This window comes from Arthrobacter sp. ES3-54, from assembly GCF_029504395.1.
Taxonomy (GTDB): domain Bacteria; phylum Actinomycetota; class Actinomycetes; order Actinomycetales; family Micrococcaceae; genus Arthrobacter.
In genome coordinates this window covers 294,033-311,411 of record NZ_JAQFIF010000005.1, presented here as the reverse complement: position 1 = coordinate 311,411, position 17,379 = coordinate 294,033, and the positions used below count along the sequence as shown (strand labels likewise).

Below are 17,379 nucleotides of genomic sequence, written 5' to 3'. Positions count from 1 at the left end.
GCAGCTGCACAGCATATTCTGGATCGGGTAGTGCGCCCATGCATAGACTTGCCCGTGAGCGCGGCAGTACCGTGGCAGTAATCCAGACGCCCGGGCCTGCCTGCGGGAACGTGCGCCGACACCAATAACTAATTCAAACAAACTAGTGCCAAGAAACTAGGGCCAACCGAATTGCTGACGAGGGAGTCATTATGACTGTAACTGCCCAGCCTATTGTTTCCGCCGAGCGGGAGAGTGCCCTGCTGGCGTCCGTTCCGACGGGCCTGCTGATCAACGGCGAGTGGCGTCCGGCCGCGTCCGGGAAGACCTTCGACGTCGAGGACCCGGCCACCGGGAAGGTCCTGCTCAGCATTGCCGACGCCGGTCCCGAGGACGGCAAGGCGGCCCTGGACGCGGCCGCCGCCGCGCAGGAGTCCTGGGCGAAGGTCCCGCCCCGGGAACGCGGTGAGATCCTGCGCCGCGCCTTCGAGATGGTCACGGCCCGCGCGGAGGACTTCGCGTTACTGATGACCCTGGAGATGGGCAAGCCTTTGGCCGAGGCCCGGGGCGAGGTCACGTACGGTGCGGAGTTCCTGCGCTGGTTCTCCGAGGAAGCCGTCCGCGCCTTCGGCCGGTACTCGGTGTCCCCGGACGGGAAGTCCCGGCTGCTGGTGACCAAGAAGCCGGTGGGCCCGTGCCTTTTGATCACGCCGTGGAACTTCCCGCTCGCCATGGCGACCCGCAAGATCGCCCCGGCCGTCGCCGCCGGCTGCACCATGGTGCTCAAGTCCGCGAACCTGACCCCGCTGACGTCCCAGCTGTTCGCGGCCGTGATGCTTGAGGCCGGGCTGCCCGCTGGTGTCCTGAACGTCATCCCGACCTCCACCGCCGGTGCCACGACCGGGCCGCTGATCAAGGACTCCCGGCTGCGGAAGCTGTCCTTCACCGGCTCCACCGAGGTCGGCCGCCGGCTGCTCGCGGATGCCTCCGAGACGGTGCTGCGGACCTCGATGGAGCTCGGCGGGAACGCCCCGTTCGTGGTGTTCGAGGACGCCGACGTCGATGCCGCCGTCGCCGGGGCGATGCTGGCGAAGCTGCGGAACATGGGCGAGGCCTGCACCGCGGCGAACCGGTTCATCGTGCACGAATCCGTCGCCCAGGAGTTCGCGGAGAAGTTCGCCGCGAAGATGGCGGGCATGACCACCGCGCGGGGCACCGAGGCCGAATCCAAGGTGGGCCCGCTGATCGATGCCAAGAGCCGGGACAAGGTCCACGAGCTCGTCACAGACGCCGTCGCCGCCGGCGCGGTCGCGGTGACCGGCGGCTCCGCCGTCGAGGGCCCGGGCTACTTCTACCAGCCCACCCTCCTCACCGGCGTCACCGAGGGCACCCGGATCCTGTCCGAGGAAATCTTCGGACCCGTCGCCCCGATCATCACCTTCGGCACCGAGGACGAGGCCATCCGGCTCGCGAACAACACCGAGTACGGGCTTGTGGCCTACGTCTTCACCCGGGACCTGAACCGGGGCATCCGGATGGGCGAACGGCTCGAGACCGGCATGCTGGGCCTGAACGCCGGCGTGGTCTCCAACGCTGCCGCCCCGTTCGGCGGCGTCAAGCAGTCCGGCCTGGGCCGCGAAGGCGGCCTCGAGGGCATCGAGGAATACCTCTACACCCAGTACATCGGCATCGCCGACCCCTACGCCGGCTAAGCACCCGACCTAGCCGCGGCGCACCCGGCGAACGGAGTTGCGGATCTTCCCCCAGGATTCCGCGAGTCCCCGCCGGGTGCGTTGTGCTGTCCGGGAGAGGATCCGGCGGGGCGCCGGGAGGATCCGCCGCCAGCTGGACATGACCGACGGCGGCAGCCAGGCCGCGCGCAGACGCACCAAGGGCCTCGCGTTGGCCCGCAGCGAGGCCTGCACCAGGGCGATCCTGGCCGCGGCGGAATCGGCCGGATCCGCGGACTCTGCGGTCTGCGCCGGTCCGGCGGCGCCCCCCGGCCGGCCGTATTGCTCACGTTCAAAGTCCTCGGTCAGGGCGGCCGCTGCCCGTTGCCCGGGCCCATCCGCGCCGCCGGGTTCCCCCAACGCTGCCGAGGAGCGCAACCGCTGCGAGAAATGCCGCGGCGTCTCGCTCGCTCCGGGGGACACGCCGTAATCCGTGGCCAGATCCCGTAGTTCAGCCCAGGCCGGCAGAGCCGGTCCGGCGGTGGCGCCGGGATAGCCGCGGGCCGCCGTCCTCAGCCTGCGGCGCCGCAAACCGCTGCGCACCAGCCGCGGGGAAGCCAGCAGCAGCGCCAGCAGCAGCACCGCACCAACGCCGTACAGCGCCCGTGCCGCTTGCGCGTCCCCGAGCGCCGGCGTCCCGGTTCCGGGCAACGGAACCGTGCCGGGGGCCGGGACCGGGGCGTGCGTGGAACCGTCCCCGGGGGTCAGGGCATCGTTGCGTTCGTTGGTGCTGGCGCCGCTGGGCAGGGAGGCGTCCGTGGCGTAGGCCGGGACGAGGCCGCGGGACGGCGTCGGCTCAAACGCGACCCAGCCGACGCCCTGGAAGTAGAGTTCCGGCCAGGCATGGGCGTCACGGGCATCGACTTCGAACTCCGGAAGCGGACCCTGGCCCGAGACCGCCACCGTGGCCCCGGTGGGGCGTCCGGGAGCGTAGCCCACGGCGATCCTGCTGGGAATGCCCTCCAGCCTGGCCATCACGGCCATGGCAGAGGCGAAATGAATGCAGTAGCCGCTCTTTTGGTTCAGGAAGTCCGCCAGCACTGACAAGCCGTTGCCGTCGTAGCCGCCCTGCACAGGGGACTGCAGGGAGTAGCTGAACTCGGTGGAGCGCAGGAACCGCTGGATGGCCATGGCCTTCGCATACGGCGAGGCGGCTCCTGCCGTCACGGTCTTGGCCGTGCTGCTCACAACCTCCGGAACGTTCGACGGTTGCCGCAGGAACTGTTCCGGGATCCCGCGCACCGGTTCGGAGGCCCCGGCCAGCAGCGCCGCCGTGAGCTGCGGGGTAACGGACGTGACCATGTACTGCTGGTCGCGGGAGTTCGTGTCGACCCCCTTGATGCTCAGCGTGGCAGGATCCCAGCTCCAGCGCCCAGTGAGGCCGTTGACGGCTTCCGGCGCGTACGGTGCCGGCAGGTACGGGCTCGTGTACTGGCCGGTGTTGACGGCCGTGATCACGCGGAGCTCTGTCGGGGCCCTATCCAGCCCGGACTCGATCCTGCCGGTCCCGGGTTGCCGGGTGGACTCCCGGTCATCAGGTGCCCAGGAATCGCCGTCGAAGCTGTCCACCGTCACCGACCGCAGGTACGGCGTCGTCGGCGAGTTCGTGGCGAAGGTGATCCGGCCCTCGCCCGAGGGGCTGCGCAGGCTGTTGCCCAGGCTGATCATCGGATTCAGGCCGGTGGCGCCGCCGAAGGGGTTCAGCCGCGAGCCCTGCGGGAACGTGCCCTGGTCGAATCCCGGGATGACAGGCTGCAGCAGCAGCGTGACGGTCAGCGCCGCGACGGCTGTGACCGCTCCGCGCCGGAATTGCCCGGGGTTCCGGGCGGTGTCGGCCAGGGTGCGGGCATCCGGCGTGAACCAATGGCTACACCCGAGAATCAGCAGATACCCGACGGCGGCGCCCACGAACCCCAGCACTCCCACGCTTTGCGGTTTGACCATGGCCGGCACTACGAGAATGGCCAGGATCCCCAGCCCGCTTGTGGCCGGCAGTGCCAGCGGGAACGCCAGCGCATCGATGAGGATCACCAACAGCCCGAGCACCGCGCAGATCAACATCACGATTCCGGCGTTGGGGGCCACCGGGGTGCTCTCGGCAAGGACGGTTTCGCTGGCCCGCCGGAGGAACTTCCCCAGGTAACTCATGGTCTCCGGGGACGGGATGAACCCGGCAATGCTGTGCTGCCGGAAGAAAATGAAGGTCAGTGCCACTATGAGCGCCACCAGGCCGCCGGCAGCGACGAGCCATGTCCGGGCCCGCAACGACCGGAGCATTGCCATGGAGAACGCGACGGAGAGAACGGTGCTGAAGACCGGGGAGTACCAGGCCCACCCACGCAAGACGCCGTTGAAGCCGAGGGCGGCGCCCGCGACTGCCACCGCGACGGCGGTTCCCATCACCCAGGGCTGGGCGCCGGGTCCGTCCGGCCGGGGCGCCGCGCCGGGGGACAGGACTGTCGGTTCTTCCTTGCCGGCCGTGCCGGTGCCAGATCCGGAGCTGCGGTGCGGTGCGAGTGTCATGGCCGGCCCCCTACGCCGCGGCGGACGTCGGCCGCAGCGGACATCGCCGGGTCTGCCTGGTCAAAGGCTGCCCATGCGTCCGGCAGCGAGCTCCGCGCAGTTACCGCCACGGCCCGCCATCCGCCCAGCCGCAACGCCTCCAGTACCTCGGGCATCTCACCGGAATCCTGTGCGTGGTCCATGACCAGCAGCGCAAATGCGTTCGCGCCGAACCCGGCCGCCGGTGACAGCGCCCGGGCCTCCGCCGGGGACAGGCTGCCCAGGATCGCCAGGACCGGTCCCCGCAGCCGGTGGGCCGAAAGCTTGTCCATCAGGGCGTCGTCGAAGACCTGCGGGGCTCCCGCCGCAGCCTCCCGCGGGCGGGGCTGCGGGGCGCGATCACGGTGCTGTTGGGTGTGGTGGTGCGGGTGGTGCGGGCCGGAAAGTTGGATGGCGGCCAGGCTTTCCGCGATGGACTGCAGCCCGGCCGTTCCGGTGTATGCCTCGGCTTCCGGATCGGGAGCGGACGGCGAATTCCGGAAGGCGGGCGCACCGGCGGTGTCCAGGAACCGCAGCGAGTAGTTGCGTTCCGCCAGGTGCGCGCCGATCGACATCGCCGCCGTGACAGCCCACTCGAAGGCGTCGCAGGTCAGCAAATCATGGCCGTCCCCCTCCCCGTTGCCCGAGTGGCCGCCCGGGGACAGGGCGCTGTGGCCAAACACGCCGTGGGGATAAGCCGAGAGGCGCTGATCCAGGATGACGGTCGCCTCGGGGGTGGTGACGGACTCCTCCTGCCGCACCATGAGGGACCCGTGGCGGGCGGTCGCGGCCCAGTGCACTCGGCGCAGCGGATCCCCGTGGCGGTATTCGCGGGTCATGACGTCATCGTCGCTGGGATTGGCCCGGGCCCGCGTGGGTGTGACGCCGTCGTGTCCGCGGGCGCCTGCGAGGCCCGTCTCGGGGAGCTCCACGGCGGCGGGCGTCACGGTGAGGAGGTCGCCGTCGTCAATCGCGTGGCGGTGGAAGGACAGCCCGAAGGGGTCGCTGAACTCCGCCGTCACAGGCCCAATCAGGAACTGGCCCCGCCGGGGCGAGCGAAGGTGGTACTCATAGCGGCTGGTGCCGGCCGCAGCCGCACGTGCCGGGAACCTGAAGACGGGGGATTCGCCGAACCGGGCCGGCAAGTGTTCCTCCATAATCGCGTGGCCCGCCCCGGCCCCGGTCCGCGCGACGGCCAGCCGGACCGTGGTGCGCGCCGACGTTTCGACCGGCGACGGGCTGAATTCGCGGTAAACCTGGAACCTCGGCTTCAGGACGCGGGTTCCGGCCAGGGCCAGCACGGGCAGGACCAGCAGCAGTACGGCCAGCGCCAGCAGATCCCGGCGTCCCATGATCTGCGCGGCCAGCAGGGACAGCGCGCCCGCGCCGAGAAGGCCCCAGCCACGGGTGCTGAAGAAGTGTCCGGGCAACCGATCCCTCAACGCCACGGCGGACCCATTCCCTAGCGCGGATTCGGCAGTTTGGGTGACGGCGCGGCTGCCATGGCCGAGGCCTTCTTCCGGCCAGTGCGGCCGCTTCCGTTGGTTGAAGCCGTCACTTCCGGCGTAACGGGGATCTTGGCGATGATGGCCCGGATGACGCTTTGCGGCGTCTCGCCCGCGCTGGCCGCCTTGCGGTCGAGGATGATCCGGTGGGCGAGCACCGCTTCGGCCACGCTAACGACGTCGTCCGGCAGCACGAAGTCCCGGCCCTCCAGCGCGGCGGTGGCCTTCGCCGCGCGCAGGAGCTGCAGCATGGACCGCGGGCTGGCACCGAGCCGGAGAAGCCCGCTATCACGCGTGGCCCGTCCCAGGGCCACCGTGTACTCCTTGATGGAACGGGACACGTAGACCTGCTGCACCGTGGCGATCATGGCGGCCACTTCCGCCGCGGTGACCACTGCCGTCACGCGGGCCAGCGGAGAGGATGCCTGGTGGGTCTCGAGCATCTCCATCTCGGACTCACGGTCCGGGTAGCCCATGGAAATCCGGGCCATGAAACGGTCCCGCTGCGCTTCCGGCAGCGGGTACGTGCCTTCCATCTCGATGGGGTTCTGCGTCGCCACCACCATGAACGGCTCATCCAGCCGGTAGGACGTGCCGTCCACCGTGACCTGGTGCTCCTCCATGCACTCCAGCAGGGCTGATTGGGTCTTGGCCGAGGCGCGGTTGATTTCGTCCCCGATGACGATGTTGGCGAACACCGCACCGTGCCGGAACTCGAAGGTCCGGGTCGCCTGGTTGTAGATGGACACGCCCGTGACGTCGGACGGGAGCAGGTCCGGCGTGAACTGGATCCGGTTGACGGAGCAGTCGATGGTGCGGGCCAGGGTCTTGGCCAGCAGCGTCTTGCCCACCCCCGGGACATCTTCCAGGAGCAGATGGCCCTGGGCGAGAAGCACGGTGAGCGCCAGCTTGGCCGCTTCGGCCTTGCCGTCGATGACCGTATTAATGGCCGTCAGGATCCGGGTACTGGCTGAGTGGAAGGCATCCTCGTCCATAGCCGGCGCCGAGGCCCGGTGTCCGGAGGCGTTCGGGTCCAGGCCGGGGCGGCCCGGGAGTCTCTGTCCTTCGGGGAGGATGTCGTCTACGGAAGTGCGGTGGTAATCCATCGGCAGCCTTTCAGCCCTGGTGGGTCCCGGCACTGACGCCAGCGGCCGCCGGACCCCTCAGCGGCGTTCGCCTGTTTCCTAACGGGGAAATAACAGAGTACTTACAGACTACTAACACAACTGCCGGGCCTGACAGAGAATTCCGGGGAAATCTCGGCGCCGGTTAGGGTGGATGAATGCTCAATCCCCTCACACCCGTCCCGTTCCGGCCGCCCGGAGATGACGGTACCGGACGCAGCGGATATCCGCCGGCACCGGAGCCACTTCCCGTGCCGGTCATGGACAACCACACGCATCTGGACTTTCCCGACGCGGAGCTCTTGGTTGGCGTCAAGGACGCCCTCGACGCCGCCGCAGCGGTGGGTGTCCAGGGTGCGGTGCAAGTGGGCTGCGACCTCGAATCGTCCCGGTTTACGGTCAAGGCGGTTGAGCTTGATTCGCGGCTCCTTGGCGCAGTTGCCCTGCACCCCAACGATGCGCCCGGCTACGCCCGGCGCGGCGGACTGGAGGAAGCCCTGGCCGAGATCGAGGCCCTGGCCGCCCATCCGAGGGTCCGGGCGATCGGTGAGACCGGCCTCGACTTCTTCCGGACCGAGGGGGAGGGCCTGGCCCACCAGCGCTATTCGTTCCGCCGCCATATCGACATCGCCAAACGGCTCGGGCTGACGCTGCAAATCCACGACCGCGACGCCCATGACGACGTCGTCCAGGTGTTGCGCGAAGAGGGGGCCCCGGAGCGGGTGGTCTTCCACTGCTTCTCCGGCGACGAGGCCCTCGCCCGGACCTGCAACGCGGAGGGCTGGTACATGTCCTTTGCTGGAACCGTGACGTTCAAGAACGCGGCGGACCTGCGCTCAGCGCTTGCCATCGCGGAGCCGGACCGGATCCTGGTCGAGACCGACGCGCCCTTCCTCACCCCGCACCCGCATCGCGGCCGCCCGAACGCGAGCTACATGGTTCCGTATACGGTCCGGGCCATGGCCGATGTGACTGGTTCGGAGCTTTCCGAGCTGTGCGCCCAGATCGCCGCAAATACCGTGCGGGCGTACGGATCCTGGGACTGAACCGACCCTCTGCAGCCGTCCGGCATAGATACCGGGTATGCACAAATTCTTGGCGCCTTTATAACGCTTCGATTACAGTGGTCAACTATTAGCCGGGGTCGGGGAAGGCCTACGGTCAATTTCACTCAAGCAGGGCGTGCATTGTGGCAAACGAACCACATGCGCGCTCTCGTTTTGGGTGAGGCAGTGCACGCATGTTCCGTGACGCTCCGGACGCTGTCCGGAGCCGCCGTTGGCGCGCTCACGAAGGGTGGTCACGTGTACTTATCCCCGTGCCCGGAAGGTCCAAGAGATTCGGGCAATTGTGGTCAAGTTCTTCACATCGGACGGAAAGTTCAGCTTCGTCAAAGTTGGCACGCAGCTCGTAGTGCTGGTGGCACTGGTGCTGGGCCTCGTGGCCTTTGTCGGCAACAACAAGACGATCACACTCAACGTGGATGGCAAAGTCAGCTCCGTCCAGTCCTTCGGCGGAACCGTCGGGGAAGTCGTCAAGGGTGCCAAGGTTGAACTGCAGCCATCCGACAGGGTGTCGCCCTCGCTGGACGCCCATGTGCAGGACGGGGCGGTCATCAACGTCAACCTCGCAAAGGCCGTCAAGGTCAGCCTGGACGGCGCCGAACGGACCATCTCCACTACCTCGCCCAACGTTGAAGGGCTCGTGACCGAACTCGGTGTGGCCAGCGCCTCGCAGCTCTCCGTGCCCAAGGATGCCCAGCTCGCCGTCAGCGGCTCCTTCGTTTCCATCTCGACGCCGAAGACCGTGAGCGTCGTCGCGGACGGCAAGGCAGCCAAGACCACCACCACCGCGGCCACCGTGGCCAAGGTCCTGGAGGACGCCGGGCTCTCGCTCGGGGCCACCGACCGCGTCTCCCAGCCCGGGAACGCTCCCGTGGTCAATGACATGGTGATCAAGGTCTCCCGCGTCGACGTCAGCAAGACGGCCAAGACCACCGAGCCCGTCGCCTTCGAAACACTCACCACCGAGAGCGCGGACATGTTCAAGGGTGAGAAGAAGGTCACCCAGGCCGGCGTTGCCGGCACCACCAGCAAGAGCTTCAAGCTGGTCCTCGTGGACGGCCGCGAAGCCTCCCGGACCCTGGTGTCCGAGACCGTCAGCACCCAGCCCGTCACCGAAAAGGTGACCGTCGGCACCAAGGAAAAGCCCAAGCCTGCCGCCAACACCGGTGCAGACGCCCCCGCGATGATGAACCAGGGCATGTGGGACAAGATCGCCCAGTGCGAATCCGGCGGCAACTGGTCCATTAACTCCGGCAACGGCTACTACGGTGGCCTGCAGTTCGACGTCGGGACCTGGCTCAGCTCCGGCGGCGGCGCCTACGCCCCGAACGCCGCTGCGGCCAGCAAGGCCCAGCAGATCGCCGTCGCCAACCGCGTCTACGCCCAGCGCGGCCTGCAGCCCTGGGGCTGCGGCTGGGCCGCCTCCAGCTAGCACGCGCAAGTCCAGTGGGCCAGAACAGTACGCCAGCCCGGCGGCTGGCAGCCGGCCACTGACCGCCCGACTCCGCGGCTACTGACCACAGCCAGGGGACCGCACAGGCCGGGTCCGGATTCCCTCCGGACCCGGCCTGCGGCGTACCCGCGCCGGGATAGGATACCTAGGTGACTGAACCGAGCCCCTCCGCCCCCGAAAGCCTCCCCGGAGCGGCGCCCGCACCGCTCATGGGTGCCTCCGATATCCGCCGGCTGGCAGAGGAAATCGGCGTGCGGCCCACGAAGACCCTCGGCCAGAACTTCGTCATCGACGGCAACACCATCCGGCGGATCGTGAACACCGCTGACATCCGGGCCGATGAGACAGTCCTTGAAGTCGGTCCCGGGCTCGGGTCGCTGACCCTTGGCCTGCTGGACGCCGCCCGGAGCGTGGTCGCCGTCGAAATCGATCCGGTCCTCGCCGGGCGCCTGCCGGCCACGGTGGGCCAGTGGCGGCCGCACGCCGTCGGGAATTTCCACCTCGTCCTGGCCGACGCCATGCGGGTCACCGAGCTGCCCGTCGAGCCGACAGCGCTCGTGGCGAATCTTCCCTACAACGTCGCCGTCCCCGTGGTGCTCCACCTCCTGCAGCACTTCCCGAGCCTGCAGCACGGCCTGGTCATGGTCCAGGACGAAGTCGCCGACCGCCTCGCGGCAGGGCCCGGCTCCAAGACCTACGGCGTGCCTTCGGTCAAGGCCGCCTGGTACAGCAGCATGCGCAAGGCCGGCGTGATCGGCATGAACGTCTTCTGGCCCGCACCCAAAATCCATTCCGGACTCGTCGCGTTCACACGCCGGGAACCCCCCGTCACGACTGCCACCAGGGAGCAGGTCTTCGCCGTGATTGACGCAGCCTTCGCGCAGCGCCGCAAGACGCTCCGGGCCGCGTTGGCCGGCTGGGCCGGCAGCGCCGCCGAGGCCGAACGCTGCCTGCGGGCCGCCGGCATCGACCCCACCGCCCGCGGTGAAGTGATCGACATTGCGGCGTTCGCCAGAATCGCCGAAGCGCACGAGCAGCCGGTCGCCTAAGGTCGTCCTGAGCTCCTTATGGGTTCCCCTGGGCGCGGTTCCGTGCTTGGAGCCCGGGCCGCAATGCCATAGCGTGGAGCCATGAACGCAGTGAGAGAGCGCTTTGCCGCGAGGACTGTTCGAGTCAAGGCTCCAGGCAAGGTCAACGTCTCACTGGACGTCGGACCGTTGCGGCCGGACGGCTACCACTCGGTTGCCAGCGTCTACCTGGCGGTCTCACTCTACGAAGAAGTTGCCGCCACCAGCACCGATACTGGCGAGATCACCGTCAGCATCAGCAACGCGAGCACCTTTGACGGCCTGGACATTCCGCTCGATTACCGCAATCTGGCCTACAAGGCGGCGGCCATCATGGCAGACGTCTCCGAACACTCCACCGGTGTCCACCTGGAGATCACGAAACGGGTGCCTGTGGCCGGCGGCATGGGTGGCGGGTCCGCCGACGCCGCCGCCACCTTGCTGGCCTGCGACGCATTGTGGAACAGCGGCCTGTCCCGCGACGAGCTGGCCCACCTGGCCGCAGAACTCGGAGCCGACGTCCCTTTCGCGCTGCTCGGCGGCACGGCCGTGGGGCTCGGTTTGGGCGACGATCTCTCGCCCGCCCTCGTCAAGGCCCAGACCGACTGGGTACTCGTGACGGCGGACTTCGGCCTGCCCACCCCGGAGGTCTACCGGGCCCTGGACAGGCTGCGCGTGGCCGAAGGAGCGGTGATCGAGGAACCCATCGCCGTGGACCCGATGATCCTCCAGGCCCTGCGCGGCGGCGACGCCGACGCCTTGAGCCGTGTCCTGATCAACGACCTGCAACGCGCCTCGATCGAACTCGCTCCGGGCCTCCGGGACACCCTCGGACTCGGTGAATCCCTGGGAGCGATCGCTGGAATCGTCTCCGGGTCCGGGCCTACGGTTGCGTTCCTTGCCCACAACCCGGCGGCGGCTGAGGGGCTGGCCAAAGACCTTCGGCACCACAGTTTCGACGCCATGGCGGTGCACGGCCCGGTGCACGGGGCCCGCATCATCTCCGATACGCTCCTTTAGGAGCTTTTGGCGCACCGCATCTCATGACGTAACAGCTTCACTTCAGCGATACACCTAATCGATACACCTAAGAAAGCAGTTCCCAGTGGCACACCTGCTCGGCGGCGAGAACCTCACGGTCTCGTATGCAACCCGTACCGTCCTCGATGGCATTACCCTCGGCCTTGAAGAGGGCGACCGGATCGGGATGGTGGGCCGCAACGGCGACGGCAAGTCGACCCTCATGCGGCTGCTGGCCATGCGCTCCACCCCGGACTCCGGCCGGGTGACCAAGCGCAGCGAGGTAAACATCGGATACCTGGACCAGAGCGACGTACTCGACGGCGACCTCACCGTCGGTGCTGCGATCGTGGGGGACCAGGCTGACTATGAATGGGCCCGCAATCCCCAGATCCGCGAAGTCATGGGCGGACTCGTGTCCGACGTCGACTGGCACGCCAACGTCCACGCGCTCTCCGGCGGGCAGAAGCGCCGTGTGGCACTGGCCAAGTTGCTGATCGAGGACCACGACGTCATTATGCTCGACGAGCCCACCAACCACCTCGACGTCGAAGGCGTCGCGTGGCTGTCCCGGCATCTGAAGACCCGCTGGCGTGCCAACCAGGGCGCCTTCCTCGTGGTCACCCACGACCGCTGGTTCCTCGACGAAGTCTGCACCAAGACGTGGGAAATCCACGACGGCATCATGGACCCGTTCGACGGCGGTTACGCCGCCTATGTGCTGGCCCGCGCCGAACGTGACCGCTCCGCTTCCGTGGTGGAAAGCAAACGCCAGCAGCTCGTGAAGAAGGAGCTCGCCTGGCTCCGGCGCGGTGCCCCGGCCCGTACCGCCAAGCCCAAGTTCCGGATCGAGGCAGCCAACGCCCTGATCGCGGACGTCCCCGAGCCGCGCGACTCGACGGCGCTGAGTAAGATGGCCACAGCCCGGCTCGGCAAGGACGTCCTGGACCTCGAGAACGTCTCGCTGGACTTCCTCGGCGGCGACGCCGGGCAGAAGCTCTTCGACAACATCACGCTGCGGCTTGCGCCGGGTGAACGGCTGGGCCTCGTGGGCGTCAACGGCGCCGGCAAAACCACCCTGCTGAAGCTCCTCAACGGCGAGATCCAGCCCAGCTCCGGGAAGGTCAAGCGCGGCAAGACGGTGGTCACGGCGGTCCTCACCCAGGAGGTCAAGGAACTCGATGACGTCTCGGACCTGCGCGTGATCGAAGTGATCGAGCGTGAGAAGCGCTCCTTCAACGTCGGCGGCAAGGAATTCACCGCCGGCCAGCTCGTGGAGCAGCTTGGCTTCACCAACGAGAAGCAGTGGACGCCGGTCAGGGACCTCTCCGGTGGCGAACGCCGGCGGCTGCAGCTCCTGCGCCTGCTCGTGGGGGAGCCGAACGTGCTGATGCTTGACGAGCCCACCAACGACCTCGACACCGATACGCTCGCCGCCGTCGAGGACGTGCTCGACGGCTGGCCCGGCACCCTCGTTGTGGTCAGCCACGACCGGTACCTGCTGGAGCGCGTCACGGACCACCAGATGGCGCTCCTGGGCGACGGGAAGATCCGCGCCCTGCCGCGCGGCGTCGACCAGTACCTCGAACTGCGGGAAGGCGCCCTCGCGGGCTCCACGATCACCGGCGGCGGGAACCCCGTCACTTCCTCCGGCGGGGGTGCGGCCCCCGCCGCAGCAGGCCCGTCCGAGGCCGAAAAGCGCGACGCCCGCAAGGCCAAGAACCGGATCGACCGCCAGCTGGGCAAGCTCAAGCAGCAGGAAGACAAGATCCACGCCCAGATGACGGCCGGGGCCGGGGACGCCAGCAAGTTCGACCAGCTCGCCGAGCTCAACGCGAAACTCCGGGAGCTCGCCGGCGAACGCGAGGCCCTCGAACTCGAATGGCTCGAGGCCCTGGAAGTGCTGGGGGAGTAGCTTCCGGGCGGCCACGGGACATGCCCAGTGGTTTTGGGCAAGGCTGGCATGTCCCTCTGAGCGTGTGACTCCCGCAGGACATGCCCCACCGCGCAGGCCAACACGGGGCATGTCCCTTGCAGGGCTGAATACCCGCAGGACATGTCCCACTGCGCAGACCAACGCTGGACATGCCCCTTGCAGGGCTGAAAACCCACAGGACATGTCCCTCGGCGCGGCCCGGGGATGGGCATATTGGCCTTATGTCCATTCCTCGGAAGCAGTACTGGGCATGTCCCTTGCAGGGAGTTCAAGGGCTCCGCGCGCCGCTCCGGATGTCCCTCGGAGGGCTGGATTGGGCGCAGGACATGTCCCACTGTGCAGGCCAACACTGGCATGTCCCTTGCAGGGCTGAAAACGCGCAGGACATGTCCCTCGGCGCGGCCCAGGGATGGGCATGTTGGTGATAAGTCCATTCTTCGGGCCCAGCACTGGGCATGTCCAGCGGCAGCAAGCAAGCGCGCCCCCACCACCCCGGGGCTCAGTCCTGGCTGCGGAGCCCGGGATCCTTCTGCAGCCCCGTCAGGCCGTTCCAGGCCAGATTCACGAGGTGCCCGGCGACTTCGCGCTTGTCCGGCGTGCGGCTGTCCTGCCACCACTGGCCGGTGGTCGCAACCATTCCCACGAGCATCTGGGCATACATGGCGCCGGCGGCGGGGCTGAAGCCGCGGCGGGCGAGCTCGTCCTCGAGGATGTGCTCCACCCGCGCCGCCACCTGCGAGAGCAGGGTGGAGAAGGCCCCTTCCGGATGGGACGTCGGCGCGTCGCGCATGAGGCACGGAAGCCGTCGGTCCGGTCCTCGATGTAGGTCAGCAGCGCCACGGCGGCCCGTTCTACCAGGACGCGTGGCTTGGCGTCCTCGGCCAGGGCTTCGTTGATGGAGGCCAGCAGGATGTGGAACTCACATTCCACCACCTGCGCATACAGGCGTTCTTTGGAGCCGAAGTGCCCGTAGATCACCGGTTTGGAGACGCCCGCGGAGGCGGTGATTTCCTCGATGGTGGAGCCGTCCAGGCCGCGGAGAGCGAAAAGCCCCCGGCCGATACCGATCAACTGCGTGCGGCGCTGCAGGCCTGTCATGCGGGGCCGGACAACGTGGCCAGGGGCACGCGCGGGCCTGCGGTTGCCGCCGTCCGCCCCGCCGGATGCGCCTGCAGTCTTGCTCACGGCACCATCCTGCCCTACCGTCCGGCCGCACCGGTCCGTCGCCCTTCCGGCGGCGCTGAGTCGCACGAGCATGAACCTTCGTGGCAGAATTGGTTCTCGTGCCACAGGTCATGCCCGGCACGATCCGCTCTGGTGTAATGGCAGCACCCCGGCCTTTGGAGCCGTGGAGTATAGGTTCGAGTCCTATGGGCGGAACTGGCGAGACACACTGCGCAACCAAGCAAGGAGAGCCAATACGTGAGCCCCGAGAACACTGGCCCAGCCGCCGTGATTGTCCTAGCTGCAGGGGCCGGTACCCGGATGAAATCCCGCACCCCAAAGATTCTCCATGAGATCGGCGGCCGCTCCTTGGTCGGCCACGCGCTCCAGGCGGCCCGCAGTATCCACCCCCGCGAACTGGCCCTCGTGGTCCGGCATGAACGCGACCTCGTCGCCGCCCATGTCACCGCCCTCGATCCGCAAGCCCTGATCGTTGACCAGGACGATGTGCCCGGCACCGGCCGGGCGGTCGAGGCCGCACTCGAAGCCCTCGATGCGCCCGGCGCCGGAGGCCCGCTGAGCGGAACAGTCGTTGTCACCTATGGCGACGTCCCCCTGCTCACCGGCGGACTCCTCGCCGAGCTCGTCGCCACTCACGAGGCCGAGGGCAACGCCGTCACTGTCCTCACCGCCGTGCTCGACGACGCCACAGGGTACGGCCGCATCCTCCGCGCAGAGGACGGGACCGTCACGGGAATCCGCGAGCACAAGGACGCCACCAGCACCGAACGCGAAATCCGTGAGGTCAACTCCGGCATCTACGCCTTCGACGCCGCCGTGCTGCGCGACGCGCTGGTCCACGTCACCACGGACAACGTCCAGGGCGAAAAGTACCTCACCGATGTCCTGGCCCTGGCCCGCGACGCCGGCGGGCGCGTCGCAGCCGTCGTCACCGAAGACCGCTGGCAGGTGGAGGGCGCCAACGACCGCGTCCAGCTCTCGGCGCTCGGAGCCGAACACAACCGCCGCACCGTCGAAGCTTGGATGCGCGCCGGCGTGACCGTCGTGGATCCCGCCACGACGTGGATCGACGCCACCGTGAGCCTCGACGAGGACGTCCGCCTCCTGCCCAACACGCAGCTGCACGGTGCCACCACAGTGGCGCGCGACGCCGTCGTCGGTCCGGACACCACACTGACCGACGTCACAGTGGGGGCGGGCGCGAAGGTGATCCGCACCCACGGCTCCGGCTCCACGATCGGCCCCCGCGCCAGCGTGGGCCCCTTCACCTACCTGCGCCCCGGCACCGTCCTGGGCGAGACCGGCAAGATCGGGGCGTTCTACGAAACCAAGAACGTCACGATCGGCCGCGGCTCCAAGCTGTCCCACCTCGGCTACGCCGGAGACGCGGAAATCGGCGAGGACACCAACATCGGCTGCGGCAACATCACCGCCAACTACGACGGCGAAAAGAAGCACCGCACGGTGATCGGCTCGGGTGTGCGCACAGGTTCCAACACCGTATTCGTCGCTCCCGTCCGCGTGGGCGACGGCGCTTACAGCGGTGCCGGCGCGATCATCCGCCAGGACGTCCCGGCGGGCGCCCTCGCCGTCACCCTGGCCACGCAGCGGAACTCCGACGGCTGGGTTGCGGCCAACCGCCCCGGTTCCGTCTCCGCCGCCCTGGCCGAGTCCGCCCTCGCCGAGTCCGACGGCGCCGAGTCCGACAGCGCCGAGTCCGACAGCGCCGTCGGCGTCGCCCCAACATCCTCCACTACTCCGGCACCGACAGAAGAGGGCTAGCAATAATGAGCGAAATTACGGCACACGGCGAGAAGAAGCTGGTGCTGGCCGCAGGGCGCGCGCACCCTGAGCTGGCCAAGGAGATCGCGAAGGAGCTGGGCACCGAACTGCTGCCCCTGGACGCCTACGACTTCGCCAACGGCGAGATCTACGTGCGGGCCGGCGAGAGCGTCCGAGGCACCGACGCGTTCGTGATCCAGGCCCACCCGGCCCCGTTGAACAACTGGCTCATGGAACAGCTGATCATGATCGATTCGCTCAAACGGGCCTCCGCCAAGCGCATCACGGTCGTGTCCCCGTTCTACCCGTACGCCCGCCAGGACAAGAAGGGCCGCGGCCGCGAGCCGATCTCGGCACGCCTCGTCGCCGATCTGTACAAGACCGCCGGCGCCGACCGCATCATGAGCGTCGACCTGCACACTTCCCAGATCCAGGGCTTCTTCGACGGCCCCGTGGACCACCTCATGGCCATCCCGCTCCTGGCCGACTACATCCGCACCCGGGTCGGCTCGGACAAGGTCACGGTCGTCTCGCCGGACACCGGCCGCGTCCGCGTCGCGGAGCAGTGGGCCGAGCGCCTCGGCGGCGCGCCGCTGGCCTTCGTGCACAAGAGCCGGGACCTCACCGTGCCCAACCAGGCCGTCTCCAAGACGGTCGTCGGCCAGATCGAAGGCCGCACCTGTGTCCTGATCGACGACATGATCGATACCGGCGGAACCATCTCCGGCGCCGTCCAGGTGCTCAAGAACGCTGGCGCCAAGGATGTCATCATCGCCGCGACCCACGCCGTGTTCTCCGATCCGGCAGCCCGCCGGCTGTCCGAGTCCGGCGCCCGCGAGGTTGTGGTCACCAACACCCTGCCGATCACCCCGGACAAGCGCTTTCCGCAGTTGACCGTGCTGTCCATCGCGCCGCTGATCGCCCGCGCCATCCGTGAAGTGTTCGACGACGGCTCCGTCACCAGCCTGTTCGACGGCCAGGCCTGAGCCGGCC

At 68.4% G+C, this 17,379-nt stretch carries 11 protein-coding genes, 1 tRNA gene and 1 pseudogene; 9 read left to right on the top strand and 4 right to left on the bottom strand.

Features of this window, described 5'->3' with window-relative positions:
* Positions 1 to 191 precede the first annotated feature (191 nt).
* A complete protein-coding gene (locus M2428_RS12080; RefSeq protein ID WP_277526195.1) occupies positions 192 to 1,691 on the top strand; it encodes an NAD-dependent succinate-semialdehyde dehydrogenase in 1,500 nt (499 codons plus the stop codon).
* 9 nt (positions 1,692 to 1,700) lie between these two features.
* Here M2428_RS12080 and M2428_RS12075 read toward each other — a convergent pair whose 3' ends face one another.
* The 3 genes from M2428_RS12075 to M2428_RS12065 are packed head-to-tail and all read right to left on the bottom strand — an operon-like array spanning position 1,701 to position 6,861.
* Positions 1,701 to 4,232, bottom strand: a complete 2,532-nt coding sequence (locus tag M2428_RS12075; RefSeq protein WP_277526194.1) for a DUF3488 and transglutaminase-like domain-containing protein — start codon at positions 4,230 to 4,232, stop codon at positions 1,701 to 1,703.
* Positions 4,229 to 5,698 carry a DUF58 domain-containing protein gene (locus M2428_RS12070; RefSeq protein ID WP_277526193.1) on the bottom strand — a complete coding sequence of 490 codons (1,470 nt, stop codon included), beginning with the start codon at positions 5,696 to 5,698 and terminating at the stop codon, positions 4,229 to 4,231. Before M2428_RS12070 ends, M2428_RS12075 begins: the two co-directional genes overlap by 4 nt.
* 14 nt (positions 5,699 to 5,712) lie before the next feature.
* Entirely contained in the window at positions 5,713 to 6,861 is a 1,149-nt protein-coding gene (locus tag M2428_RS12065) for an AAA family ATPase (RefSeq protein ID WP_277526192.1), read from the bottom strand.
* 176 nt (positions 6,862 to 7,037) lie between these two features.
* Between M2428_RS12065 and M2428_RS12060 the strand changes: the two genes are divergently transcribed.
* The 5 genes from M2428_RS12060 (at position 7,038) to M2428_RS12040 (ending at position 13,398) form a co-directional block, all read left to right on the top strand.
* The gene (locus tag M2428_RS12060) at positions 7,038 to 7,925 is read left to right on the top strand and encodes a TatD family hydrolase (RefSeq protein WP_277526191.1); all 888 of its coding nucleotides are present in this window, start codon (positions 7,038 to 7,040) and stop codon (positions 7,923 to 7,925) included.
* A 304-nt stretch (positions 7,926 to 8,229) separates the two neighbouring features.
* Entirely contained in the window at positions 8,230 to 9,375 is a 1,146-nt protein-coding gene (locus tag M2428_RS12055) for a resuscitation-promoting factor (RefSeq protein ID WP_277526190.1), read from the top strand.
* A gap of 170 nt (positions 9,376 to 9,545) precedes the next feature.
* A complete protein-coding gene (gene rsmA / locus M2428_RS12050) occupies positions 9,546 to 10,445 on the top strand; it encodes a 16S rRNA (adenine(1518)-N(6)/adenine(1519)-N(6))-dimethyltransferase RsmA (protein WP_277526188.1) in 900 nt (299 codons plus the stop codon).
* An 81-nt stretch (positions 10,446 to 10,526) separates the two neighbouring features.
* Positions 10,527 to 11,483 carry a 4-(cytidine 5'-diphospho)-2-C-methyl-D-erythritol kinase gene (locus tag M2428_RS12045; RefSeq protein WP_277526187.1) on the top strand — a complete coding sequence of 319 codons (957 nt, stop codon included), beginning with the start codon at positions 10,527 to 10,529 and terminating at the stop codon, positions 11,481 to 11,483.
* Between the two features lie 85 nt (positions 11,484 to 11,568).
* Complete coding sequence (locus M2428_RS12040) at positions 11,569 to 13,398, top strand: ABC-F family ATP-binding cassette domain-containing protein (protein WP_277526186.1); 1,830 nt, start codon at positions 11,569 to 11,571, stop codon at positions 13,396 to 13,398.
* 520 nt (positions 13,399 to 13,918) lie between these two features.
* Here M2428_RS12040 and M2428_RS12035 read toward each other — a convergent pair.
* A pseudogene (locus M2428_RS12035) lies at positions 13,919 to 14,517 on the bottom strand (TetR/AcrR family transcriptional regulator).
* Between the two features lie 210 nt (positions 14,518 to 14,727).
* Here M2428_RS12035 and M2428_RS12030 point away from each other — a divergent pair.
* The 3 genes from M2428_RS12030 to M2428_RS12020 all read left to right on the top strand — a co-directional run bounded on the left by M2428_RS12030 (position 14,728) and on the right by M2428_RS12020 (position 17,372).
* A tRNA-Gln gene (locus M2428_RS12030) sits at positions 14,728 to 14,799 on the top strand.
* Positions 14,800 to 14,841: 42 nt separating this feature from the next.
* Positions 14,842 to 16,386 (top strand): bifunctional UDP-N-acetylglucosamine diphosphorylase/glucosamine-1-phosphate N-acetyltransferase GlmU, encoded by a 1,545-nt coding sequence (glmU, locus tag M2428_RS12025; RefSeq protein ID WP_277526185.1) that lies wholly within the window; start codon positions 14,842 to 14,844, stop codon positions 16,384 to 16,386.
* A gap of 5 nt (positions 16,387 to 16,391) precedes the next feature.
* The gene (locus M2428_RS12020; protein WP_026537748.1) at positions 16,392 to 17,372 is read left to right on the top strand and encodes a ribose-phosphate diphosphokinase; all 981 of its coding nucleotides are present in this window, start codon (positions 16,392 to 16,394) and stop codon (positions 17,370 to 17,372) included.
* The last annotated feature ends 7 nt before the right edge of the window (positions 17,373 to 17,379 follow it).

Excerpts from the sequence above, each read along its gene's own strand:
- M2428_RS12020 (WP_026537748.1), top strand. The coding sequence starts at position 16,392 with ATGAGCGAAATTACGGCACACGGCGAGAAGAAGCTGGTGCTGGCCGCA.
- M2428_RS12060 (WP_277526191.1), top strand. The coding sequence starts at position 7,038 with ATGCTCAATCCCCTCACACCCGTCCCGTTCCGGCCGCCCGGAGATGAC.
- M2428_RS12075 (WP_277526194.1), bottom strand. The coding sequence starts at position 4,232 with ATGACACTCGCACCGCACCGCAGCTCCGGATCTGGCACCGGCACGGCC.
- M2428_RS12045 (WP_277526187.1), top strand. The coding sequence starts at position 10,527 with ATGAACGCAGTGAGAGAGCGCTTTGCCGCGAGGACTGTTCGAGTCAAG.
- M2428_RS12065 (WP_277526192.1), bottom strand. The coding sequence starts at position 6,861 with ATGGATTACCACCGCACTTCCGTAGACGACATCCTCCCCGAAGGACAG.
- M2428_RS12080 (WP_277526195.1), top strand. The coding sequence starts at position 192 with ATGACTGTAACTGCCCAGCCTATTGTTTCCGCCGAGCGGGAGAGTGCC.